The sequence below is a fragment of the [Clostridium] hylemonae DSM 15053 genome, assembly GCF_008281175.1.
GTDB classification, from domain to species: Bacteria; Bacillota; Clostridia; order Lachnospirales; family Lachnospiraceae; genus Extibacter; species Extibacter hylemonae.
Genome location: NZ_CP036524.1, coordinates 1,579,406 through 1,602,230, shown reverse-complemented (window position 1 = coordinate 1,602,230; position 22,825 = coordinate 1,579,406). Strand labels below are relative to the sequence as shown.

Below are 22,825 nucleotides of genomic sequence, written 5' to 3'. Positions count from 1 at the left end.
CAGCCGGACATTTACAGTATGGCCGACTGAGAATATTTACAGTATATCACAAAAAGACACAGCCGTATAACGTAAATTGTCATACCTGTGCCTTTTTTGTCTCATTATCTGTAATTATACCTCGTGACAGACTGCTCCAGATGCTCCCCCATGGCTTTGGCAGCACCGCTGCTGTCATGGGCAAGTATAAAACGGTACACGTTCCGGTGCTCTTCATAAATAGCCTTCAGCTGCGCTTCGTCCGCCATCCCGGTACCGCTTATGTGCCGCATGAGATTACTGATCGTCTGGATCATACTTAAGATGACCCGGCTTCCGGAGCACTCTGCGATACACGTATGAAATTCTATGTCATACTCGAGAAACTCTTTCTGGTTCTGATCTTCGTACGCCCTGCGGATGAGCTCTGAGATCTCCTCAAGCTTCCGGATCCCCGCGCTCTTTGCACTGCCGGCGGCCAGCTCCGCCGCCTTCACCTCCAGAAGATTTCTGACCGTCAGTATATCCTCCACCTGGCTGCCGTTCAAGAAAAGCGACCACGACAGCGGTATTATAAAGAAGTCTGCCTCCGCGCTGCTTATATACGTCCCCTGTCCGGGACGGATATCGATCATCCCGAGAACGTCCAGCACCTTGAGCGCCTCGCGGATCGCCGAACGCCCGACATTCATCTTCTTTGCCAGCACTCTGTCCGACTCTATCTGGTCTCCCTTTTTCAGCTCTTTGTCCATCAGTTTCTCGGCAAAATACATCGTGAGCCTGAAGAGAAGTTCATCGATCCTTCCCTTTTTGGCGGCATTTCTGCTCATACGTTCCGCCGCTTCGGTCCCCGCAAGGACAATATCCATCTTCCGCACAAATTCCTCCGGCTTCATGGAAAACAGCATGGAATCCATATTCAGAGCGGCGGCGGCTGAGAGGATCACTTCATCCAGCCGTCTCCCGCCTTTGGACTCAAGATTGGAATAGGTAGCCGGGCTCATGGACGGCGTTCCCTCCCCGTCGGAAAGGAACCGGCAGATAAATTCTCTCTGGGTCATGTTGAGATATCTTCTCAGCTGGCGGAGATTTTCCTTTTTATATATTGGATTCAACTTCTGGCTGCTCATAAGTTTCTGCGCCCCGGTCCGGTCTATTATTTGTCGAGAAGCTTTTCCGCCAGCTTCTGCATGATGACAGTTCCCTTTGCAAAGTCACTGTATTTTGTAAATTCAACCGGACAATGGCTTCTTCCTTCTTTGCTTGGCAGGAACAGCATGACCGCCGGCAGGTTCTGGCCGATCTCAAGCGCGTCATGTCCTGCGCCGCTCAGCATTCTCCTGTAGCTGTATCCGAGCTCCTTACATTCTGCTTCCATAATGTCCAGCATTTCAGCGGAAAGCTCCACCGGAGTGATGGTCAGTTTGTTCTCGATCTCATAGCTTCCGCCATATTCTGCCACTTCTCTCTCAAGCGCTTTTTTGATCCTGGCGGCGATATCGTTAATGTTGTCATTATTTCTGGAACGGATGTCTACCGTGAATTCCACCTTCTCGGCCACGATATTCATTCCGCCCGGAACCGTATTGATATATCCGACCGTGGCTACCGTACCGTCTGCTTTTTCTCTTGCCCAGTCCGCGATCTTTGAGATCACTTTTGCCGCGGCATCCACAGCATCCATCCGCATATCCATCGGTGTCGTACCGGCATGATCCGCACGCCCGTTGACCGTGACCATGTATCTTTGTATTCCGACGATACAGTCTACAAGTCCAAGCTCAACGCCTTCCGCATCCAGCACCGGTCCCTGTTCAATATGTACTTCCAGGAAAGAGCCGATCCTGCCCTCTTCCCACGCTGCCTCTTCGATATTCTCCGGAACGAGGCCATATTCCTTCATCGCCTCATAGATGGAGATTCCGTCCTTGTCACAGAACTTCTTCGTATATTCCACATCCCGGTGGCCGAGCATAGCGCCTGAACCGAAATACCCGGTCCCGAACCTCATACCCTCTTCGTCGTTAAAGCCCGCCGCTACAAAGCTGCGTTTTGGCTTTATTCCCTTTTCTCTGAGCAGACGCGCAACTTCTATGGCGCAGATCACACCGGCGATCCCATCGTAATCTCCGCCGTTTGACACGGAATCATAGTGTGACCCCATCATCACGCACGGAGCATCCGGATCTTCTCCCTTCAACAGGCCGAACACATTGCCCGCAGCGTCCTCCGATACTTCAAGGTCTATCTCATGCATCAATTCTTTTAAATATTCCACGGCCTGTCTGGCTTCCTTTGAAAACGGCAGTCTTGTACAGCCATTTCCCGGGGTCGCCGTGTATTGTTTTAAATGTTCCAAATCTCTTGCGATTCTGCCTGTAATCTCCTCAATAACCATATAAATACCCTTTCTCGCCTTCACGGGCGGATCTCCTCTAACTCTTCTTTATGCGGTCAAACACATATACTTTAAGCGGTGAATACAGCATTGCCGCAGCCATGAGCACAAAGCCGGCCGCGCACATGCCATCACCTTTCATTTTCAGTCCTGCCAGAATAAGTGCGAACGCTATCAGTATGACGATAAACGCAAGCGTAAGTCCGCCTTCTTTTGTCTTAAAAAAATTCTTTTTTTCCATATCACCACAACTCCTGCTTCTACAATATCACTGACACAAATACGATGGCGCCGATCAAAAGCGTTGTCGTCAGCGTGATCGGTATGATCTTTTTCAATACCTGCCCTTCGCTGCCGAGGATTCCCGCCGTCGTCGTGCCGAGAATGATCTTGCTCGGACTGATGGCGCTTCCGATGGCGCCTCCCGCTGTCTGTGCACCGAGGATCGCCGCCTTATCCAGGTGGAGCAGGCCTGCTGTCGTCACCTGGAAATCGCCGAACAGAATGTTGGATGACATATTGCTTCCTGTCATAAACGATCCGATCATACCTACTACGGGCGCCAGTATGACATACGCTTTGCCGAGAATTCTGGCTATACCGTCTGCCAGCACCATCGTCTGGCCGGTTCCGCCCATAATTTTAGACATGATGACGAGGCCGATCACTGCGATGCCGGACGGCATCGTCATGGCAATGGATCTGGCAAACACCCTTTTTGTTCCCCCTGCCTTGATCCACCCATGCTTTTTAAAGTACACGATCCCCGCAAGAGAAGAAAGGAGCAGGAACATGCTTGCATGTGTGAACGGCGCAAGCGGCGAAAAGCAGGCTTCCGCCTGGTTCACAAATCCATAGCCCGTGGAAGTCTCGGGGAAAGAAAATCCGAGGGTAAACTGGCCCAGAAATTTGTTCACCGGTGTGACGACCAATACGACCATCGTGAGCGCCGTGAGCAGTATATACGGCACAAACGCCTGTAAAAGGGACATATCTGCCGGAGCCTCGTCAGAAGTCCCGGACGTAAAGGTGCGGTTCATGATCGGACTGTCGGAAAGGCTCCACTCTTCTCTGTACATCTTCATTCTTCCGATCAGGAACAGAACGACCAGCGCTATGCACGATGGAAGGAAACAGGATATGGTCGTGTTCACCTGAGTGAGCAGCAGTTCTCCTCCACCCTGGATAACAGCTAAAATAAGTACCGCCGGAAGCCCTTTCTTCACAGCCTTGCCTTTGCCGTAAAACCAGCAGAGCACAAGACCTGTAATGACATTCCACAGCCAGATAAACAAGCCCGCCCAGAAAGCCGCGGCCAGATAATCCGGGCTCCCAGACTCCAGACCGGTAGACATTACGAGTGCATCCCATGCCGCAGCCAGTGTACCGAACGTATTTCCCCACGCCTGGCCCAGCAGAGGTATGATGACCGCATACAGAGGTGTTACCCCGATACCGATCAGAAGCGGTGCTCCCACCGCTACCGGCACCCCGAATCCGGTGATCCCCTGGAGGAAACTCTCCAGGATCCAGCCGAGAGCCAGCACGACGAGCAGCTCATTGGGCAGGAGTCTGCGCATTCCGTTCCGGATGACAAGGAAGGCCTTCGCCTCGTCGGCGACCTGATACAACAGGATCGCAGTCCATACGATCAGAAGGATGATAAGCGCGCTCCAGATCCCTTTTGCGCTCTCGCTCGCCAGCAGCCTGATATCCGCTTTGTAAAACAATATGCCGGTGATGATCGTAATGAGCAGTCCCACCGGGGCGGCCTCTGTGGCCCCCCACTGGAACTTGATCATCAGCAGCAGTAAAACTATGATTGGCAGACATGCCATTATCCACATAAACAGATTTGTTGGTACGTTCATATTCTATCTCCTAATTACTTATGTATTACTGTACCCGTCTTGCCGGCGATGCCTTCTGCCGCCTTATCAAGCAGAGTTATGAGCGTATGCCGCCCTTCACCGGACTCTGCAAAACGGATCGCAGCTTCGATCTTCGGAAGCATGGAGCCCTTCGCAAACTGGTCCTGGGCAATATACTCCCTCGCCTCGTCTACGGTCAGGTCGCTGAGCCATTCCTGGTTCTCTTTGCCGAAATTGACCGCCACCTTTTCTACGGCAGTGAGGATGATCAGATAATCAGCGTTCATCTCCGCCGCGAGAAGACTGCTCACATTATCTTTGTCGATCACCGCGCTGACACCGGAGAGCTTTCCTGCGTCGTTCACTACCGGGATCCCTCCTCCGCCGCACGTGATGACAATGTGGCCGGCGTCAACAAGTGTCTTTATCGTCTGGAGTTCCCGTATTCTTTTTGGCATCGGGGAGGCAACTACGATCCGGTAGCCCCTTCCCGCGTCTTCCATACACGTAATGCCATTCGCTTCATTCTTTTCCGCTTCTTCTTTTGTCAGGAAACGGCCGATCGGCTTGGATGGATTTCTGAACGCTTCATCTTCCTTATCCACCTCTACCTGTGACAGAATGGTGGACACTTTCACATCCATTTCCCGGCTGTAAAGCTCGTATTTGATCGCATTCTGCAGGTCGATGCCGATGTAACCCTGGCTCATGGCCACACAGGTCGGAAGCGGCGTCTCCTTATAATCTTCAGACGTGCACGCAAGCTGGTCCATGGCGTTCTGTATCATACCCACCTGAGGGCCGTTGCCGTGCGTGATGATGAGCTCCATATCCTGCTGCACCAGATCCACGATCACCTTTGCGGTCTTTGCGACCGCTTCTTTCTGCTCTTCATAATTTTTGCCGAGAGCATTCCCTCCCAGTGCAATAACAACTCTTTTCTTTTTCATATGGCTGTCCTCCCAGCTTATTCAAAAGAGAATCCCAGCTTCTTGGCATACGCTGTGACCGCTTTTTCAAAGCATTCGACCGGCGGATGTACTGTGCCTGCTCCTATCTGTCCATATCCGGCAATTTTATGTGCTATACCTGTATTGATGACCGGCGTGATCCCCTTTTCCACTACAAGCCTTGCATCGATGCCAAGACATGTTCCCTGGAAATTCCAGTTCGGAATAATAAAATTCGGGTTCCGGTCTATTGTGATCTCTGTCATCTCTGTACTCGTACGCAGCGCGTCTTCATATCCGCCCGCACCCACGAACCGTGTGACCGCCGGGGCAGCTATCATGGCCATGCCGCCCACTCCGAGCGTCTCCGTGATCGCACTGTCCCCCATATCCGGGCACGCATCTTCCCCGTCATACCCGGTAAAGTAAAGCCCCTGAGGTGTATTTACCGGAGCGGTAAACCATTCGTCTCCCATGCCGCTGATGCGGATGCCGAACTCTACGCCGTTTCTGCACATGGCAGTTACGACCGTTCCTTCCGTAAGGAGTCTCGCCCCGTCCATGACAGCTTTCCCTGTCGCCATCATAATATTGAGGAAGAACTGGTCCGTATCTGCCAGGAACTTGATCACGTCATAGCGGTCCTTTTCATCCATATCCATCTTCGTTATGATCGGGCTTACCTCTTTCAGGAATGCCAGTGACGCCGCGATGTTTCTCTGGTGGAATTCATCCCCCATGGCGATGGCTTTCGCGACGAGCGGATTGACGCTCAGTCCGCCGTCTATGGAGCGGATCGCTTTTCCAAGTGTCGGTCCGAGCACTTCTTTCATCCACAGCAGTCTGTCCACGACTTCCTGTGAATAAGCGCCGAATCTGAGCACTTTGCCGATTCCTTCGTTCATAGTGCAGTACGCTTCGTTGCCGTCCGTCATATTCTTCACTACAAAGACAGGCATGTTCGCGGAGGTGATGCCTCCCATCGGTCCCACTGCCTTCACGTGATGGCATGGAATAAAAGTAACTTCCCCGGATTCCAGGATCTTTCTGGCCTCTTCTTCTGTCGCGGCCCACCCTTCAAACAGAGCGGCTCCCACACAGGAACCCTGTACCGGATCCGGCATATCCTTATATTGGATCGGAGGCCCCGCATGCAGGATCACCTTTCCTTCATTCAACTCTTTGATGACCGTTTTTGCAGACACCACGTCCTGAATTACCGGCTGGCTCGCCACGATCTTGGCGATCACAGAGCGGTTCGCTTCATCAATGTCTAACCCTTCATAGCTGCGCAGGAAATTCAGTATCTTTATGAGCCTTACATCTCCTCCGGCAGGCGGCATCCAGTCATACTGCACTACGCCGCAGCCAAAGGACTCTGCGACTTCCGCAAAACTCTTCAGACCGATGTTGATGATCTTCGGTTTCTCGGAAAGGAGTTGTATCAGTTTGTCAGACGCCTCTGTCTTTTCGATCTTTGCCACTTTTTTTGGACGGATCTCTTTCACCGGCTCTTCAAAGTCCATACCGATAGCGCGGATCGCCGTGTGAACAGCGAGCTTATTGTTCTCGCACACGATAACGCCTGCGCCTTTCAGCTTGCTGACCGCCCCGTCATAATCCTGGAAGTCTCTTCTCGTGCCGCATACGGTCGCGACAAAGAACAGTTTTCTTCCCTCTGCTTTTGCCTTATCCCTCAGTTCGATGATGGATGGAAGGAGCGCCCCCGCCATATCCTCATGGGAACCGTAGCCAAGCATGATATCCAGAAGGATCACACCGGTAGATGCATCGTCAATAGCTTCCTGCATACACTCGATACGTTTGGCCGGGTCGATCATCGGATGCGGTTTCCCCTGGGTATACACGTCATCTCCCAGGTCCACCACGATATGTCCTCCGGTCTTCAGCATAAAGCCTTCCGCCTTCTGGGGAGGAACTTTCATGTCAAGCGCATCCTTGATGAGCATTGCTGCCTCTCCGGCCAGCGTTCCGCCGGAATAGTATGCCTTGATCGTCTTCTTTTCTTCCGGTTTGAAGAAGTCTGCCGTATCTGCTTTCACCTCAGCCTCTTTCACTTCTTCGCCTCTGACAAGGCCGACAGCCAGCCGCGCCGCTTCGTCAAGTGTATACGCATGGTAGAAGCCCTCTTCGTGATACTCCGGCTTTTCACCGAGGAACAGCGTGATCACCGGTTTCCTGAAGTTGCTCAGACGGTCGGAGATGCGGTCTCTGACCTCCTTTGCCGGCGGCTTTGATATGATGATGAGCACTTTCACGCTCGTGTCGCTCTCCATAGCCTCTATCATATCCATCATTGTAGTTCCGCCTACTTCTATGGACAGATCGCGGCCGCCGGTACCGATCGCGTTCTTTACCCCCTCGCCGAGACGGTCAATGATCGTTGTCAGTTCCTGGATCCCTGTGCCTGACGCGCCGATGATCCCGATAGAGCCCGGTGTTACATTGTTAGTAAATGCAACCGGCACTCCCTGGATGATCCCGGTGCCGCAGTCCGGTCCCATAACTGCCAGCCCTTTTTCATGTGCTTTGTTCTTCAGCTTGATCTCATCTTCCAGCGTCACATTATCGCTGAACATAAATACATTCATGCCTTCATCGAGTGCGCGGTCAGCTTCCAGAGCTGCGTACGCACCCGGAATAGAGATGACGGCAAGATTTGCCTCCGGAAGCTTCTCAAGCGCCTTATCCCATGACTTGACAGCCTCGGCTCCCTTTTTATCACTTTCTTTCGTTGACTGCTTTTTGAAAAACTCTTCTGTTTCCTGCATGATCGTATCCAGAAGGCTTTCGTCATCTACATCCGCAACGACGACCATATCGTTCGCAGACGCGCTTTCCAGTTCTTCCGTATTCAGACCGCTCTGTCTGTATATATCTTTATTGGCAGGTGTTGCCATCATGATCGAAACTTTTTTCACACCTTTGATCGTTGATATCTGATTCGTCAAAAGCATGAGAACAACAGAATCGTGATAGCTTCCCTTCTTCACAATCGTCTTTAACATATGTTCTCCTTCCCTTATTCGGCAAATCTGTTTTTGTGGTCGTATCTGTCGTAATGCACATCATCACTGACCAGATAATCATAGATCTCATCTACGATCTCCACGCCGCCTGTTTCATATGCTTTATCCCGCCTCATGACCGCGCGCTCGCCCGGATAGTATACTTTCCCGTATCCTTCCGCAGCGGGCATCTCGCCGAGTTCATCCAGCACCTGGGACATGGACTTCTTAAATGCATCCAGACCGACAAATCTGGACGGATCCATCACGATGAACATCTGTCCAAGGTCTCTTCCCTTGGAAAGGTCGTGGTACATGGAGCTTACATGTTTGCCGAACGGAACGCCGAGCAGCACGCCTGCAAAGACGTCGACCATCATCATAAGTCCGTACCCTTTTGCGCCCGCGATCGGAAGCAGTGCGTTGACAAGACTTGAATCTGTCACCGGCTGCCCTTTTTCATCAACCGCCCACGTATCCGGTATCGCCTCATGTCTGGAACGCTTATCCAGAATCTTGCCCCACGCCTGAACTGTCGTCGCCATATCAAATACGACCGTCCTGTCATCCGCAGTCGGAGCCGCAAAAGAAATCGGGTTCGTGCCGTAATACGGCTCGGTCCCCCCAAACGGCACCGCCATAGGATCAGACTGGCAGAATGCGATCGCCACCAGGTCCTGCTTAGCGGCCATCTCTGTATAATATCCGATCGAACCGCTGTGTGAAATGTTGCGGATACCAGTCACCGCGATGCCTGACTTTTTCGCCATCTCTATTGTCTTTTCCATCGCAAAGGTGGATGCTACATATCCGCAGCCATTGTCTCCTTCATAAATGGCAGAACACGGCCCCGTCTCTTTCCACTCAAATTTCGGGTCCGTCGTGATGCCCCCTTTTGCGATCCTCTCGCTGTAATACTCCACACGGACCGCGCCGTGGGAATGGTATCCCCTCTCATCCGACCATGTGAGGATCTCAGCCGTCATATCGGCATGTTCCTCACTTAAGCCGGCTTTGATCAGCTTATTTTTCATCAGGTTTTTTAATTCATCCCGAGATAGTTTCATTTTTTCTGCTCCTCTTTACTTTCCTAATCACTCTTCTATGTTCTGACTTTTCTTCGCGATCATTTCGATCTCTATCTTTGCACCGCCCACAAGAGCAGCGACTCCAACCGTGCTGCGGGCCGGGTATGGCTCTGAAAACTGCTCGGCATACACCGCGTTCATCGCCTCAAAATCATCCATATCCGTCAGATATACGTTGACTTTCTGAACATCATCCGGCGTCAGGCCCGCTTCTTCCAGCACGTGAAACAGATTGGAGAAACTCTGTCTTGTCTGGGCGGTAATGTCCCCTTCCACAAGCTGTCCGGCCGCCGGGTCTATCGGCGTCTGTCCGGACAGAAACAGGCAGCCGCCGGCATCCACAGCATGTGAATATGGACCGGTCTTTCCCGCATTTTGGGACATCACAACTTTTCTGCCCATCTTATCTCTGCCTTTCTCCGCTTTATAACGCTACGTCTCTGTTGCAGTCTTTAGAGTAAATGTAGGCGAAGTCTTCTTCTCGTCCTACCGCATAGCATGCCTGCGGGCAGTACGCATCCAGGAACATATAGTCGCCGGCTTTTACCGGAACCCACTCGTCGTCCACGCGGTACATACCTTTGCCCTGAAGGAAATACATTCCGTGCTCCTGTACATGAGTCTCGATATAGCCGTGAGACGCGCCGAGCTTGAACTTTAGAATATGCATATTCATATCGAATCCGAAGTCGCCCGCTGCCGGGAGAAAATCTTTGATATGGCAGTTCTCCATTCCTTCATATTCGATCCACGGAAGATCGTTGGCATTGCCGACTACCGTATACGCGCTGTAGCCTTCTACTCTCTCATATCTGCGTTTGTAGACAAACAGTTTTGCGTCTTCCTTACTCTTATTCTCAAAAGAAACTACGTTGCTCTCAGGTGAGAAGATGTATCCGCCCTCTGTGAGCACTTCTTCTTTATCCGCATTTTTGACCGTGACTTCACCTGAGATCACATACAGGAATGTCTCCAGTCCCTCTCCGCCGATTCCGCTGTTCTTTCCGCCTTCTCTTGCCGTTACGAGATAATCCGCAAAGGATGCGCCCATAGCCGGTGAGCCAAGGATCGTCACGTCACAGTTCTCATATCCCGGAATGCTGTTCTTAACAAGCCCGTCTGGCTCGAGAAGTACATAATTCTCTTTCTTGATCACAGAACGTGTCATCAAAAGTTCCTCGCGGTATCCTACCTGATCGTTTAAATAACTCATTTTTAATTCCTCTCTTTCTTTCCTCTTAAATTTACTCTAGTGGTCAACCAGTTTTTATACCATAATTATGACAACAACAGCACGTTTTTTCAATTATTATTATTGAGAAAAGCAGATAGATTTTTTATCAACTTTATACCCTATTGTCAATTTTTTCACATGTCTGTTTCATCTTGTTATATGCTATAATAGCTTTGTCGGATCAATATTTAAGCAAAGGCCGGCGTTGAAACGCCGTACGGTAATATTTTATCCGCATCAGACAAGAATATATTCGTATCACAGCGCGGGCATTAAAAGGAGGCCAGAACAATGCAGCAGAAAAAAATCATTGAAATAAACAGTACACTTTACCTGAAACACGCCACCGTCTGTTCGGACAGCAGCGTCACCCCCAAAGCCTGTATCCTCTACTTCCACGGGGGCGGGCTGCTGTACGGGGAAAGAGACGACCTCCCGGCGCTTCATCAGAAGACACTGACAGAAGCAGGATATATCATCGTGTCCTTCGACTATCCTCTTGCACCGGCGGCAAAGCTTAATACGATCCTGGATGATGTCACCTCTTCCATCTCCCATTATGTCAAATACCCTGAACTGTATTGCGGCCATGCACTCCCTTTCTTTCTCTGGGGACGTTCCGCCGGCGCGTACCTCTGCCTTCTGGCCGCCGCCCAGGGCGACCTCCCCGCCGCGCCGGAGGGCATACTCTCCTACTATGGCTACGGCTTCCTGTGCGACAGCTGGTTCCAGACGCCGAGCAGTTACTACTGTTCCCTTCCGGCCGTGGACGCCTCATGCCTGGACAACGCCGGAGCCGGACTCCAGCCATCGGGAGGACTGGACACACACTACAGCATCTACGTGTACGCAAGACAGACGGGCCGCTGGCGCGCCCTCCTGTATGAAGGACGGGAGAAATACTTCTATCTGGACTACACCCTGCGCGCCTGCGCCGCACTGCCCTGCCCGCTCTTCTGCGCCCACAGCACCAATGACCCGGATGTGCCATACGAAGAATTCCTCGAACTGAGCAGCCGCTACCAGGCCAGACAGTTTATCGCCGCCGGAAACACCCACGACTTCGACCGGGAAGAAACAAACCCGTTCACCGCCCAACTACTCCAGGAGACAGTAAAGTTCCTCAATAAGAATTTAGGGGACTAAGTTTGGTTAGTTGGCGGCGTACAGCAGGGTGAATAGGGATAAAATAAATCCATTGAGTCCTCAGCTATCTCCCACCTTGAGTAAATTAGAGCTTCGTGTAGTAACAGGCGGAGGAAAGGCAGCAGGGGGCTGCGGGGCGTTGGAGGGAGCTTTGCCGATCCGTTCGTAAAGAAGACGCGGTATATACAGACTAGAAACTGCACATCAAGTGCAGTTTCTGAGACAGCTAAGACGGGAAATCATCCAGATTTCCCGTCGCATCTGTCGGTGTCAGTATATACCGCGTCTTCTTTACCTACGGATCGCAAGCGCACCGACCGTCCCGCAGCCCCCTGCCGCCTTTCCTCCGCCGTACGCCACGATCCTCCAAAAATCTACTCAAAAATAGTCCCTTTACGGAATGGTGCCGAGCTCTTCATTGACTTCATCAGGAAGTAATACACAAGTCCTGTCGGTATGAGGCTTACATACCAGGACAGCTCCACGATGAGCAGTGAACAGAGCGAACCTGCGATGATCGCGATGATGGCTGCCCAGTTGACACCTTTGAACACTCCCTGTTTATCGTACATGTTGTTGATATCCAGCTTCTTCTTACGGAGAATATAATAGTCTACCGCCATAACCGCGAAGATAGGCCCGAGGAATGCGGAATAGAACTGGGTAAACAGGCTCAGCCCCGCCGCCGACTGGTCCGTGACCAGTTTCCACGGCATACAGCACGCGGAGAGAATACCTACAACTATCGTCGCATGTGACCACTTCATGTGGAAGGATTCCATCAGTACATAGGACGGCGGTACGATGTTGTTCAGCACGTTCGTCGTCACCTGGGCAAATGCGATAAACAAAAGCGTCACCACTGTGAGGAATTTACTGCCCATCGTTGTCGAGAATACAACTACCGGGTCGCTGTTTCCTGTCGCCGCTGTCACAAGGAGACCGATAAGGCCCATGAACAGTGTCACCGGCAGGATCGCCACGGTGTAGATGCTTCCGGTGCGCACGGACTTCACGTTTTCTTTCAGGTTGCGTGAGTAGTCTGACGCGTTGATGATCATAGTGGAATAGATCCCCAGGAAGGACGTCGTCGCTGCCCAGAACGGCATGCCCCACGTTCCCTTGATTCCGGAGAACACATCGTCGATCTCAGTGGCAAACTGTGTCTTCACTACGTATAACATATAGGCAAGGATGGCGATGATGAAAATACATGATATATTCTCAAGCCATTTGATCCCCTCAAACCCTTTGATCGCCAAAGCTACCTGCAGAATCGTGAACAGTGCATAGACGACCGGGAGGTTGTCAAAACCAAATAAGATCTTGAAGCAGCTGTTGATCGCTCCCGCTCCTACCCAGCTCTGGAATCCAAACCAGATGATCGCCGGCACGCCTCTTAACAGACCGGGAATCTTGACGCCCGCCGTTCCAAAGCTGCTTCTGAGCTGCACCGTATAAGGAATGCCATACTTATGCCCGCAGTTCCCGATAATAACGAGCGCGATGGCGATAACAAGGCATCCGATGATCATGGCAAGGATCGCCTGGCCTACCGTCAGCACCCCGATCAGTCCTGCCCCCATGGAAAATGTACCGATGGATACACATCCTCCCATAAAGCTTGCGGCATAGGATAAAGATCCCATGATACGTTTTTTTGTCGGCTGAAGGTCCGGGTCCACGTTCGTTACGAGTTCCGGGTTCAGTTCCAGATTTTCTACAATATTACTCATCTTCTCTCTCCTCTCGATGTTTGACGGACTAGCTTAATCTTCTGATCAACTCGCCCACGCCTTTTTCTGCTGTGATCTTACCGTCTTCGGCAACGACATTTCCGCGGATCATCGTACATACCGGCAGTCCTTTTCCTTTCATGCCTGCAAATGCGGAAATTTTATTGACATACAGGAGAGACTCACCTGTGATCTCCCATTCTCTCTCCGGATCTACGATCACGAGGTCCGCGTCAAATCCGGGCTTGATATCTCCTTTTCTGCCATAGATCCCAAATGCTTTCGCAGGCCGTCTCGCCATGGAATCAGCCAGTACAGACGGACATATGTCTCTCTTTACACAGCCTTCGTTGAACGCCACCTGGAAGCCGCTCTGGATCCCGCTTATGCCGCCCCACACGTCAAACACATTTTCGATCTTGTTTCCAAGGATCTCCTTGAACTTCTCGTCATAAGAGCATGGCGAATGGTCGCTTGCGATACCGCTGAATGTGCCGTCCTCCACATACTTCCACAGTCTGTCTACTTCCTCCTGGGAGCGCAGCGGCGGCGCGCACTTGAACAGCGGTCCGTTCTCAATGACATCCTTATCCGTAAGGCTCAGATAGTGGGAACACGTCTCAGCCGTAATATCGCATCCTTCCTGCTGTGCTTCTTTGATCTTCTGCGCCACATCCGGGCTGCTCACATGGCAGATATGTACCTTGCACCCTGTAGCCTTGGCAAGCTCTATCATATCAACAGTAGCCACCATCTCTGCGATGACAGGCCGGGAGTCGAGAAAGCCCTGCCAGTCGAGACGGCCTTCTCTTTTCATCCTCGCCTCCTGCCATTTGATCAGGGAGTAGTCCTCACAGTGGAATCCCGCACGTCCGCCGAATTCTTTGATGCGCTGCATTGCTTCATATGCCTGCCCGTAATTTAAGGAACTGTAATCTGGAGAGACCGGGCCGATAAATGACTTAAACGCCACACAGCCTTTATCGTGCATCCCCTTCAGGTCCTCAAAATTATCCGGTACAAGTCCGCCCCAGAAACAATAGTCCGCGTATGCATTACTGCTCACTTTTTCTTCCTTCCGGTCAAATAAGTCTGCGTTCGTCATGGCTGGTTCGTTCTGCAGCGGCATATCGATAACTGTTGTATATCCGCCCACAGCGGCCGCAGCTGTGCCGTGCTCGTAATCTTCCCGCCACTCATAGCCCGGGTCATTCAGATGCGCATGTGTATCGATAGCCCCGGGGAACACATAGTTTCCTTTTGCATCGATCACCCTGGATGCCTCAGGCTCGATCCCTTCAGCCAGCACCGCTGCGATCCTGCCGTCTTTGACAGCTATATTTCCTGCTGTGACTGCATCTGCCGTCACAATTTTTCCGTTATTCACTAAAATATCATACATATGTATAACCTCCTATCACTTCTCAAGTGAAGTTCCTTTCCTGAAACGACCGCAGGACGGCATCTTCTTCATACAGAAATAGTATACCAGGCCTGTCGGTATTGTGGCGGTGAAGAAGGAAATGTCTACATTGATCAGACCGATAACTGCCCCTACAGCGGTTGCAATGATCGCCGCCCAGTTGACACCGGCGTGATTTCCTTTATCATTATACAGATCATCAAGCTTCTCTCCCTCGATCTTCCCCCGGTGCATAATATAGTAATCCGTGATCAGCACCGCAAATATCGGTCCGAAGAAGGCCGTATAGATCTTGACGAACATATCCAGTCCTGCCGCCGAACTGTCATTCGTGAGGATCCACGGACATGTACATACGGCAAGGACGCCTACGAGGATAACCGCAGTCCTGTGCTTTATTTTAAATGCGTCCATAAATGCGTAGGCCGGCGGAACTACGTTGCTCGCAAGGTTTGTCGTCATCTGCGCGAACAGGATAAAACCAAGCGTGGCGACGAGAAGGACCTTATTTTGAACCATCTGGGAGAATGCATTGATCGGATTTGCGATACCTGTCGCCGTAGACGCCATCGCACCGATCAGACCGAGAAGTACAGTGGTAGGAACCATGGCGATAAAGTACGCAACCCCCCGCTTCCCTACAGAGAATCCTCCTTTCAGCTCACGTGAGTAGTCTCCCGCATTGAGCATAACGGTCGTACTGTTTCCGAAAAATGCTATGATAGCGGCGATGAAAGGCATCCCCCAGGAACCTTCCCTGCTGATGAGCTTATCGCCGATAACTCCCCAGTACTGGGTAACACATACATAGAGCATGTAGAGCATTGCACATACGATGACAACGCCTCCCACGTTCTCGACCCATTTGATCCCATGGAACCCTTTCACAGACAGTATGATCTGGAGTACCTGGAACAGGATGAAGAATAATACTACGTTGTCATATCCGAAGATGGCGATCGATATCTGGTTGATCGCAGAACCTCCAAGCCATGTCTGGAACCCATACCATACGATCGCGGGCAGTCCACGGATCATTACAGGTACGATATTCCCTTTTGTGCCGTAGGCACTTTTAAGCTGTATCGCATATGGCGCTCCCGACTTGTAACTGAACCGGTCGTTGGCACAGATACCGATGACGAGAATGGTGGAGCCGATCAGCACTGCCAGAAACACCTGCATAAGGTTAAGCCCTTTGTCCAGCTGGGCGGAACCCATCGTCAGCGTACCGATAGAGATACATCCGCCAAGCCAGAGCATAAGATAAGATCCCCAGCCCATAATACGGTCTTTTTCCTGAATCGGCGCCAGTGAGCCTGATTCTTTCTTTACTTCATTCTTAACATCACTCATAATCTTTCTCCTTCATTCCTTCTCTTGTTATCTCGCGTCTGCCGGTGTCACATACTTTCCGTAACCGACGGCATCCTCTTTATAGCTTCCGCCTTCAGCGACTACTCTGCCGCGGATGATCGTACATACCGGCGCGCCTTTCCCCTCCAGTCCGTCAAAGCAGGAAACGTGTCCCTTTGTAAGAAGTTCCTCCTGTGTACATTTCCACTCCTTATCCGGATCCACGATGACGATATCCCCGTCAAAGCCGAGTTCAAACGCCCCCTTCTGTCCGTACAGTCCGAACACCTTTGCAGGATTGTAGTCCATCACTTTTGCGATGAGTGTCGGGCTTAAGCCTTTCTTGTTCACTGTCATGTCAAACATCATAGGAAGGAAATACTGGATAGCGTTCAGGCCTCCCCATGCATGCCATATATCTTTTGCCGCATTATCTTTTTCTTCGTCTGCGGCCGGAGAATGATCGCTTCCAACACAGGATAATGTTCCGTCGAGCACATAATCCCAAAGCTTCTCCATATCCTCCTGCTTACGCATCGGAGGCGTGCATTTTGCCGGCGCGCCTTTTTCAAATACAAAGTCCTCCGTAAAACCGAGATAATGAGGACATGTCTCTGCCGTAACCGGGAGTCCTTCGTGGATAGCGTCTTTTACGACCTGAGCGACCATCGGATGGCTCACATGGCAGATATGCACTCGTCCGCCCGTGGCGCGTGCCATATCGATCACGTTTTTCGTTGCTACGTATTCTGTCCATACATCGTGAGAGTCGAGAAAATCTCTGATCTTCTCCTCACTGCTTCTGCCCTCTCTCGCCTTTGCCTCTCTTTCGCGCTCCAGCACCTGGCCGAACTCTTCACAGTGAAAACCGCAGAGTGCATTGTATGGTTTCAGAATCTCCAGCGCTTTTCTTACATTTCCCATATTTACCGTAGGAAAGAGGTCGCCGTTTGGGCATGTAAAGCCTTTAAACGCCGCAACGCCGCACTTATGCAGATCCACAAGGTCATTCATATTGTTTTTTACAGAGCCGGGCTCGTTGTCATAATCTCCTACAATGCCTCCCCACAGAGCAAAATCAACTACAGAATGCTTGCTGATCCGTCCCATCTTCAAATCGAAGATTTCTTTGTTCATAAGAGAAGGGTCATTGTTCAAAGGCATATCGATCAGACATGTACAGCCTGCCACAGCGGCGGCCCTGGAGCCGGTCTCGAAGTCTTCGCGGTACTCAAATCCCGGTTCATTGAGATGCGCGTGGCAGTCAATAATGCCTGGGAATACATAGTTTCCCTCTGCATCAATGACCTCTTTCGCCTCTGTCTGTGTTCCTTTTGCAAGAAAGGCAGAGTATACTCCGTCTTTCACCGCGATATCAGCTTCGTAAATCCTGTCCGGGGTTACAAGTTTCCCGTTTTTTACAACTAAATCATACATTGCTTTCCTCCTTGTCAAAGGTAAAATTGTCTTTTTTTTATCATACTCTGGTTAACCATTTATTTCTTACTCTGTATTCTATTAGATAGTATAGGGAAAAACAATGACATGAAAACGGGAAAAAATAACCTTTTTTTGTCTGATATGTATAAAATTAAATCGTATTTAATTTATTTTTTGTAATTTATTCTATTATTTGATAGAATCTATTATTAGATTGGAGTCTGTCATAATGCCTCCGCCACCACTATCATTCAAGGAGCCCGTGCGCTATGAATCGTTTAATAACACATACCTCCACATATGCAGACAATATCCTGTGTCAATGTTCCTCCGGCATCGTTCATTCTGTATATAACAAAACGATAAATATACAGACAGAAGGACAGCTTCTCGCGCTGCAGAGCGCTGCTTCCCCTCTGTCTCCCGTCAGTCTGGTCACAAATCTTGAGCAGGAGGACCTGGCTTCTCCCGTCATCCGCCCCGGCCAGCCCGTGCGTCTGTCGGGTGAAGCTGTGGAGATCTCGTCCAGCGGACAGTTATCCGTCTTCACTTACAGGCCTGTACACATCTATCGGTCCGGGCTTGTCCCGATACCTTCCGGCTCTTCTTCCGCCGCACTTTACAGTCAGGTCCGCATGGCCGTCAAAGGCTCGGACAACAGTGGGTTCTGTCTGTTGTTTTCCTCTGCTCCCCGGACGGCAGCTCCAAATGATCTGATGCTCTCTGCAGCCGGAAAGCGTATGTCCCGCTGCCGTATCCTTTTCCGGGAAAAAGAATATTCCGAAGCGGCCGGTGTCTTGGCCGGGCTGATTGGACTCGGGATCGGACTTACCCCGAGCGGCGACGACTTCCTGTGCGGTATACTTGCTGCTCTTACGCTCTGCGGCCAGGACGCACATCCTTTTGCCCGCGCTCTCGCCATACAACTTGAAGGGCGTCTGTCCGATACAAATGATATCAGCCGGACCTTTCTGCACTGCGCCCTCCAGAATCAGTTCAGCCAGGCCGTATGCTCTCTCCCTCATCTGCCTCCGGCAGATGAGATCCTCCGTAACTTCAGCGCCGTCGGTCATTCTTCCGGGACAGACACGTTGTGTGGAATTCTTTACGCTCTGGACCTGCTGCTTCCTTAAAATAAGGATGGCGGAACAGTCGTTGGCTGCTCTGCCATCCTTATTGCGTTTTACATTTAATTTCTAATTCATAAGATGCTTGCGCATCCGGCTCCAGATCTGCCTCTGCGCATATTCATAAGCCCTGTCGTATATGAACAGCCCCGCCTGTCCCGCCACGATAACAACAGCCAGGAATCCGCCGGATATACTGCGTCCGAACAAGAGCTCCCGGAATCCAAATACAGCAGGTATATACAAAATATTGAACACGATATACTTTAACACCCAGAATACCGCGCTGCGGTTCTTAAGATTTGCAATCGTTCCGAGCTTACGGTGGATAAATTCGGCTGCTTCAATATAAAATCCCATCGCCGCAAAAGTGATGACATAGAATTTATTCGGAGCGAGCAGCAATCCGAGAAGGACTGCCGCAATCCAGAATGCGGCCCCCATTCCAAGGCCGAACTCCCGAATGACGATCCCCGTAAAAAAAGAGGCAGCTGCCAGTAAAAACAAGGTGCTCGTCTCTATCACACTGCCAAGTACCATAAAGACGACGGACAGGGCCAGCATCAGCCCGCACACTGCCATTGATTTTGCCTTTATATGCATGTGCAAAGATCTCCTCCCATACATTCACAGAGCTGGTCGGCTATACAGAGGTCACAGCACATATTTCCGGTCCCGCACGTCTGTCCGCCGGCGCCGTATCCGCCGTACGGATTGTTCTGATACCTCTGGCTGTTCCATTCAAGCTGGCTCAAAAGCTGACGGTACTGCACATTGTTTGGCTCCATATTGACCGCCTGGGCCGCATGGTCCCTGGCCAGCACGTTGTTGCCCATGCCTGCGTTGGCATATGCACTTGCATAATACCACTGTGACGTTCTGTCGGGCATTCTGTCCAGTAGATTCAGCGCCTCACGGAACCGCCTGCTGTTAATAAAGTTATACACCGCCTGCATCTCCACATTCTGCTGCGCGCTGTCGTAACCTGCCTGCTGCCCGCCGCCGGTCCCTCCGTACGCGCCGCCGTATCCGTAACGGTATCCGCCGCCCTGTTCCCGCTCTTTCATGATCGTATCGTAAGCTTCCTGAACTTCTTTGAACCTCTCTTCCGCCAGATCGGCCAAAGGATTATTTACATTGGCGTCCGGATGGTATTTTCTTGTCAGTTCCCGGTACGCGCTCTTTATCTCATCGTCTGATGCATTCGGAGATACCCCCAACACTTCATATGGATTCTTTGTCATAATGCTTTATTCCTTCGCTTCCTTCTTTTGTTGCTGAACCTTTTTATAGCGGTTCCAAACTCCATCATATAATATATTTCTCAAAATGTCTACATCTAAAAGACACGGCAGCTGTTCAAATCCGGCGCAGCATTCCGCGATCATCATCTGGAGGATCTGCCGGCACCTGTCCTCATGATCCGGCCTGTCTGCCGTCTCTTTCAGAGGGTTGTAGCAGCCCTCTTTTACATCCTTCTCCAAATCTTCGTAGGCATCCATAATATATATGAATTTGCCCAGAAAGAATCCAAGCGTTCTGAGGCGCTCCTCCCAGTGGTCCTTCCTGTATACGAACAGTTCTGACATAAGCCTGCCGAAACATCCCGCCGGAATATCAATATCTGTGACGCCCTCTCTCTCACAGGCAGCCAGCTCCTTCAGCGACCTGCAGATCACCCTGCTCTGCCGCGGATATTTCTTTATTATTTTCTTTACTTTGCGGTGGAGTGCATATGTCCCCGCAAATCCGCTGATCTTCTTCTCATCTACCCAGTCGTCCTTCATGTGAAAATAAGCGAGCACCATATTCATGTCTGCCGCGTATGCCGTATATTCATTTACAAGCATATCCTGCTTCTTTACCGGATGCACCTTGCACGGGCACGTTATATGTTCTGTCTCCGCCTCATAAAGAGACGTAAGCAGCACTACCGCAAATGTCATATCATATGTAAGCGTCATCTGCCCGAGAAACCCATACCGCTCTTTCAGCGTATGGCAGAGTCCGCAGTAGTATGACTTATACTTTCTGAAATCCCTGACCTTTAACTCAGGTTCGTAAATATTAACATATCCAAACATAATTCCTCTCTTCTTTCAAACGATATAATAGGCTGCCAGCAATGCTGTCAGCCTATTATATCACAAAACCTGTTCTTTTTTACAGTTGTTTCTTGTCAAACACCATAATTCCGGCCAGCACGGCCGCCGCCGTGAGCAGGCCCGTAACTGCCGCGGCAGGCAGAAAGTCCCCTGTCTTCAGCGTTCCGTCAATCAGTGACATATTGTCCGACGCGAGCCGGAGCGGGCTGTACCTGCCTGCTCCGTGGAACAGGGACATCACCATCCCGGCAAGCACCAGCGCTCCCGCAGACAAAAGGCCTCCCGCATAGCTTCTGGACAGTGTGCTTCCAAGCAGAACTACGCTTTGGAGCAGAAGGCCGAACAGCCATGCAAAGACCACCGCCGTCCCAAGCTCCGGCACCGACGCTTTGTCCCAGAACAGAAGGCTGTACACATACGTCACCGCAAATGAAAGGAAATAACTCCCCGTCCAGAGTACGGCGGCGCCTGTGAATTTGGACAGCCAGACCGCTCTGCGCTTAAGACCTTTTGTCAGCACCGGCAGCAGTGTCCCTCTGCTCAACTCCTGCGACATCGTTCCGCTTGTGATGATCACCATGACGACAAGCCCTATCTGCGGTACATTTTTAAAAAACTGTGCCCACGCATCTGCAATTACCGGTTCCGGGATCTCCATCTTCATCCCTGCGGGCATAAAATTCTCCATCAGCTCCGGCAGATATTTCGCGGAGACCGGATTCATGAAACCAAGCAGAAGAAATACCATCACAATGATGAGCAGTTTATAGGAACGTAAATACTCTGTAAATTCTTTTCTCGTAAATGCTGCAAATCCTCTCATCTCACCGCCTCCATAAAAAGATGTTCCAGCGAAGGTTCCTGGATCTCCAGCTTTTCCACCGCCGTCCGGCTCTCTGACAGAATCTTCATCAGCCGGTACTGTGTCTCGTATATATCCGGTGCATGAATGACGAGCGACACCTTATCGTGCTGTTTGGCCTGCAGACCTTGAAGCTTTCCAAGCAGCCCCTTCATATCCTCCGGACGCCGCAGCTCCAGCAGAAGAGAATCTGCCATATGCCTCATTTTCAGTTCCTCCAGATCCCCGTCCTGTATGATCGTTCCGTTGTGAAGTATTGCGACAGAATCGCAGATACGCTCTACGTCAGACAGGATATGGGTCGAAAAGATAACCGTCGTCTTCTCTTTTACCTGTTCCAGTATGTCAAGTATCTCTTTGCGTCCCATAGGGTCCAGCGCGGATGTGGGCTCGTCGCATATGAGAAGCTTCGGCTCGTTCAGAAGTGCCTGGGCAATGCCAAGCCTCTGCTTCATCCCCCTGGAGAATCCCGCGATCCTTTTCTTTCTGCTGTCTTTCAGTCCCGACAGGCACAATAATTCTTCACTTTTTTCTTTGATGCCGGAATGATCCATACCGGAGATTCTCCCGCACAGTCCCAAATATTCTTCCGGAGACATGTACCCGTAAAACTCCGGGACATCCGGCAGATAACCGATATATCGGTTTGTCTTTGTCTCCCCGTACTTTACCTTTTCGCCGCACACATACACTTCCCCTGCATCCTGCGCGAGCAGTCCTAGTACGATCCGCATAGTGGTCGTCTTTCCCGCGCCGTTTTGTCCGATCAGTCCATAGACGGAATGGGGCGGCACAGAAAGCTCCACCCCTTTCAGCACGTCGTTTTGTCCAAAGCGTTTTTTAAGTGCGTGGATCTCCAATGTGTTCATCTATGACTCCTCCCGCCCGAATACGAAATATGCAACCGGACCGATGATCTGCACGAACAGCACTACGATCACCCACAGCGCCCTGTTTCCGAATTTGTAATGTCTGTGGCGGAGCACATGTATGAGCGCCGTAAGCGCCAGCCCTAATTCTATGAGGATAAGCGGCAGCAATACCGGCAGATATTCCCTTAATACATCGAATGCATTCATAT

Annotated in this window: 21 protein-coding genes; 2 read left to right on the top strand and 19 right to left on the bottom strand. The window is 51.0% G+C overall.

The genetic code is table 11. The features are described 5' to 3' along the window. Window positions 1-104 precede the first annotated feature (104 nt). The 9 genes from LAJLEIBI_RS07355 to allE are packed head-to-tail and all read right to left on the bottom strand — an operon-like array spanning window position 105 to window position 10,528. Window positions 105-1,109, bottom strand: coding sequence for a FadR/GntR family transcriptional regulator (locus tag LAJLEIBI_RS07355; protein ID WP_006444029.1), 1,005 nt, complete (start codon window positions 1,107-1,109; stop codon window positions 105-107). A 26-nt stretch (window positions 1,110-1,135) separates the two neighbouring features. Then, the gene (locus LAJLEIBI_RS07350) at window positions 1,136-2,377 is read right to left on the bottom strand and encodes a M20 family metallo-hydrolase (RefSeq protein WP_040435694.1); all 1,242 of its coding nucleotides are present in this window, start codon (window positions 2,375-2,377) and stop codon (window positions 1,136-1,138) included. A 37-nt stretch (window positions 2,378-2,414) separates the two neighbouring features. After that, complete coding sequence (locus tag LAJLEIBI_RS07345) at window positions 2,415-2,618, bottom strand: hypothetical protein (RefSeq protein ID WP_006444027.1); 204 nt, start codon at window positions 2,616-2,618, stop codon at window positions 2,415-2,417. Between the two features lie 19 nt (window positions 2,619-2,637). Next, complete coding sequence (locus tag LAJLEIBI_RS07340; RefSeq protein ID WP_006444026.1) at window positions 2,638-4,248, bottom strand: L-lactate permease; 1,611 nt, start codon at window positions 4,246-4,248, stop codon at window positions 2,638-2,640. A 14-nt stretch (window positions 4,249-4,262) separates the two neighbouring features. Further along, window positions 4,263-5,198 carry a carbamate kinase gene (gene arcC / locus LAJLEIBI_RS07335; protein ID WP_006444025.1) on the bottom strand — a complete coding sequence of 312 codons (936 nt, stop codon included), beginning with the start codon at window positions 5,196-5,198 and terminating at the stop codon, window positions 4,263-4,265. Window positions 5,199-5,215: 17 nt separating this feature from the next. Then, a complete protein-coding gene (locus LAJLEIBI_RS07330; RefSeq protein ID WP_006444024.1) occupies window positions 5,216-8,227 on the bottom strand; it encodes a bifunctional FdrA/YlbE family protein in 3,012 nt (1,003 codons plus the stop codon). A 14-nt stretch (window positions 8,228-8,241) separates the two neighbouring features. Beyond that, complete coding sequence (gene allD / locus LAJLEIBI_RS07325; RefSeq protein WP_006444023.1) at window positions 8,242-9,294, bottom strand: ureidoglycolate dehydrogenase; 1,053 nt, start codon at window positions 9,292-9,294, stop codon at window positions 8,242-8,244. Between the two features lie 27 nt (window positions 9,295-9,321). Then, the gene (locus LAJLEIBI_RS07320) at window positions 9,322-9,717 is read right to left on the bottom strand and encodes a RidA family protein (RefSeq protein WP_006444022.1); all 396 of its coding nucleotides are present in this window, start codon (window positions 9,715-9,717) and stop codon (window positions 9,322-9,324) included. A gap of 22 nt (window positions 9,718-9,739) precedes the next feature. Then, complete coding sequence (gene allE, locus LAJLEIBI_RS07315; RefSeq protein WP_006444021.1) at window positions 9,740-10,528, bottom strand: (S)-ureidoglycine aminohydrolase; 789 nt, start codon at window positions 10,526-10,528, stop codon at window positions 9,740-9,742. Between the two features lie 312 nt (window positions 10,529-10,840). Between allE and LAJLEIBI_RS07310 the strand changes: the two genes are divergently transcribed. Then, window positions 10,841-11,695 carry an alpha/beta hydrolase fold domain-containing protein gene (locus tag LAJLEIBI_RS07310; protein ID WP_006444019.1) on the top strand — a complete coding sequence of 285 codons (855 nt, stop codon included), beginning with the start codon at window positions 10,841-10,843 and terminating at the stop codon, window positions 11,693-11,695. 374 nt (window positions 11,696-12,069) lie between these two features. On the opposite strand, the gene LAJLEIBI_RS07305 is transcribed toward LAJLEIBI_RS07310, so the two are convergent. From LAJLEIBI_RS07305 to allB (LAJLEIBI_RS07290), 4 genes are read right to left on the bottom strand one after another with little or no spacing between them, the layout of a single operon-like run. Next, window positions 12,070-13,431, bottom strand: coding sequence for an NCS1 family transporter (locus LAJLEIBI_RS07305; protein WP_006444017.1), 1,362 nt, complete (start codon window positions 13,429-13,431; stop codon window positions 12,070-12,072). A 28-nt stretch (window positions 13,432-13,459) separates the two neighbouring features. After that, a complete protein-coding gene (allB, locus tag LAJLEIBI_RS07300) occupies window positions 13,460-14,833 on the bottom strand; it encodes an allantoinase AllB (protein ID WP_006444016.1) in 1,374 nt (457 codons plus the stop codon). A 15-nt stretch (window positions 14,834-14,848) separates the two neighbouring features. Then, window positions 14,849-16,210, bottom strand: a complete 1,362-nt coding sequence (locus tag LAJLEIBI_RS07295) for an NCS1 family transporter (protein WP_138263678.1) — start codon at window positions 16,208-16,210, stop codon at window positions 14,849-14,851. 27 nt (window positions 16,211-16,237) lie between these two features. Continuing rightward, the gene (gene allB, locus LAJLEIBI_RS07290) at window positions 16,238-17,647 is read right to left on the bottom strand and encodes an allantoinase AllB (protein ID WP_006444013.1); all 1,410 of its coding nucleotides are present in this window, start codon (window positions 17,645-17,647) and stop codon (window positions 16,238-16,240) included. A 272-nt stretch (window positions 17,648-17,919) separates the two neighbouring features. Here allB (LAJLEIBI_RS07290) and LAJLEIBI_RS07285 point away from each other — a divergent pair, with 272 nt between their 5' ends. Beyond that, a complete protein-coding gene (locus LAJLEIBI_RS07285; RefSeq protein WP_006444012.1) occupies window positions 17,920-18,783 on the top strand; it encodes an oxamate carbamoyltransferase subunit AllH family protein in 864 nt (287 codons plus the stop codon). 63 nt (window positions 18,784-18,846) lie between these two features. Here the strand turns inward: LAJLEIBI_RS07285 and LAJLEIBI_RS07280 are convergent, their stop codons facing one another. The 6 genes from LAJLEIBI_RS07280 to LAJLEIBI_RS07255 all read right to left on the bottom strand — a co-directional run bounded on the left by LAJLEIBI_RS07280 (window position 18,847) and on the right by LAJLEIBI_RS07255 (window position 22,823). Further along, window positions 18,847-19,380: a hypothetical protein gene (locus LAJLEIBI_RS07280; RefSeq protein WP_006444011.1), complete on the bottom strand. Its 534-nt coding sequence runs from the start codon at window positions 19,378-19,380 to the stop codon at window positions 18,847-18,849. Next, window positions 19,371-20,021 (bottom strand): J domain-containing protein, encoded by a 651-nt coding sequence (locus tag LAJLEIBI_RS07275; protein ID WP_006444010.1) that lies wholly within the window; start codon window positions 20,019-20,021, stop codon window positions 19,371-19,373. Before LAJLEIBI_RS07275 ends, LAJLEIBI_RS07280 begins: the two co-directional genes overlap by 10 nt. 6 nt (window positions 20,022-20,027) lie before the next feature. Continuing rightward, window positions 20,028-20,861 (bottom strand): DUF5685 family protein, encoded by an 834-nt coding sequence (locus LAJLEIBI_RS07270; RefSeq protein ID WP_006444009.1) that lies wholly within the window; start codon window positions 20,859-20,861, stop codon window positions 20,028-20,030. Window positions 20,862-20,940: 79 nt separating this feature from the next. Continuing rightward, window positions 20,941-21,705, bottom strand: coding sequence for an ABC transporter permease (locus tag LAJLEIBI_RS07265; RefSeq protein WP_006444008.1), 765 nt, complete (start codon window positions 21,703-21,705; stop codon window positions 20,941-20,943). After that, window positions 21,702-22,613 carry an ABC transporter ATP-binding protein gene (locus LAJLEIBI_RS07260; RefSeq protein ID WP_006444007.1) on the bottom strand — a complete coding sequence of 304 codons (912 nt, stop codon included), beginning with the start codon at window positions 22,611-22,613 and terminating at the stop codon, window positions 21,702-21,704. The genes LAJLEIBI_RS07265 and LAJLEIBI_RS07260 overlap by 4 nt, the downstream gene beginning before the upstream one ends. After that, window positions 22,614-22,823, bottom strand: coding sequence for a PLD nuclease N-terminal domain-containing protein (locus LAJLEIBI_RS07255; RefSeq protein WP_006444006.1), 210 nt, complete (start codon window positions 22,821-22,823; stop codon window positions 22,614-22,616). It abuts the gene before it with no gap. Between the last annotated feature and the right edge of the window lie 2 nt (window positions 22,824-22,825).

Bases quoted from the DNA above. Each gene is read 5' to 3' on its own strand.
- LAJLEIBI_RS07285 (WP_006444012.1), top strand. From the start codon at position 17,920: ATGAATCGTTTAATAACACATACCTCCACATATGCAGACAATATCCTG.
- LAJLEIBI_RS07355 (WP_006444029.1), bottom strand. From the start codon at position 1,109: ATGAGCAGCCAGAAGTTGAATCCAATATATAAAAAGGAAAATCTCCGC.
- LAJLEIBI_RS07305 (WP_006444017.1), bottom strand. From the start codon at position 13,431: ATGAGTAATATTGTAGAAAATCTGGAACTGAACCCGGAACTCGTAACG.
- LAJLEIBI_RS07275 (WP_006444010.1), bottom strand. From the start codon at position 20,021: ATGACAAAGAATCCATATGAAGTGTTGGGGGTATCTCCGAATGCATCA.
- LAJLEIBI_RS07340 (WP_006444026.1), bottom strand. From the start codon at position 4,248: ATGAACGTACCAACAAATCTGTTTATGTGGATAATGGCATGTCTGCCA.
- LAJLEIBI_RS07270 (WP_006444009.1), bottom strand. From the start codon at position 20,861: ATGTTTGGATATGTTAATATTTACGAACCTGAGTTAAAGGTCAGGGAT.
- allE (WP_006444021.1), bottom strand. From the start codon at position 10,528: ATGAGTTATTTAAACGATCAGGTAGGATACCGCGAGGAACTTTTGATG.
- LAJLEIBI_RS07280 (WP_006444011.1), bottom strand. From the start codon at position 19,380: ATGCATATAAAGGCAAAATCAATGGCAGTGTGCGGGCTGATGCTGGCC.
- LAJLEIBI_RS07260 (WP_006444007.1), bottom strand. From the start codon at position 22,613: ATGAACACATTGGAGATCCACGCACTTAAAAAACGCTTTGGACAAAAC.
- allB (WP_006444016.1), bottom strand. From the start codon at position 14,833: ATGTATGATATTTTAGTGAATAACGGAAAAATTGTGACGGCAGATGCA.
- allB (WP_006444013.1), bottom strand. From the start codon at position 17,647: ATGTATGATTTAGTTGTAAAAAACGGGAAACTTGTAACCCCGGACAGG.
- LAJLEIBI_RS07330 (WP_006444024.1), bottom strand. From the start codon at position 8,227: ATGTTAAAGACGATTGTGAAGAAGGGAAGCTATCACGATTCTGTTGTT.
- LAJLEIBI_RS07295 (WP_138263678.1), bottom strand. From the start codon at position 16,210: ATGAGTGATGTTAAGAATGAAGTAAAGAAAGAATCAGGCTCACTGGCG.
- allD (WP_006444023.1), bottom strand. From the start codon at position 9,294: ATGAAACTATCTCGGGATGAATTAAAAAACCTGATGAAAAATAAGCTG.
- LAJLEIBI_RS07310 (WP_006444019.1), top strand. From the start codon at position 10,841: ATGCAGCAGAAAAAAATCATTGAAATAAACAGTACACTTTACCTGAAA.
- LAJLEIBI_RS07345 (WP_006444027.1), bottom strand. From the start codon at position 2,618: ATGGAAAAAAAGAATTTTTTTAAGACAAAAGAAGGCGGACTTACGCTT.
- LAJLEIBI_RS07255 (WP_006444006.1), bottom strand. From the start codon at position 22,823: ATGAATGCATTCGATGTATTAAGGGAATATCTGCCGGTATTGCTGCCG.
- LAJLEIBI_RS07265 (WP_006444008.1), bottom strand. From the start codon at position 21,705: ATGAGAGGATTTGCAGCATTTACGAGAAAAGAATTTACAGAGTATTTA.
- LAJLEIBI_RS07350 (WP_040435694.1), bottom strand. From the start codon at position 2,377: ATGGTTATTGAGGAGATTACAGGCAGAATCGCAAGAGATTTGGAACAT.
- arcC (WP_006444025.1), bottom strand. From the start codon at position 5,198: ATGAAAAAGAAAAGAGTTGTTATTGCACTGGGAGGGAATGCTCTCGGC.
- LAJLEIBI_RS07320 (WP_006444022.1), bottom strand. From the start codon at position 9,717: ATGGGCAGAAAAGTTGTGATGTCCCAAAATGCGGGAAAGACCGGTCCA.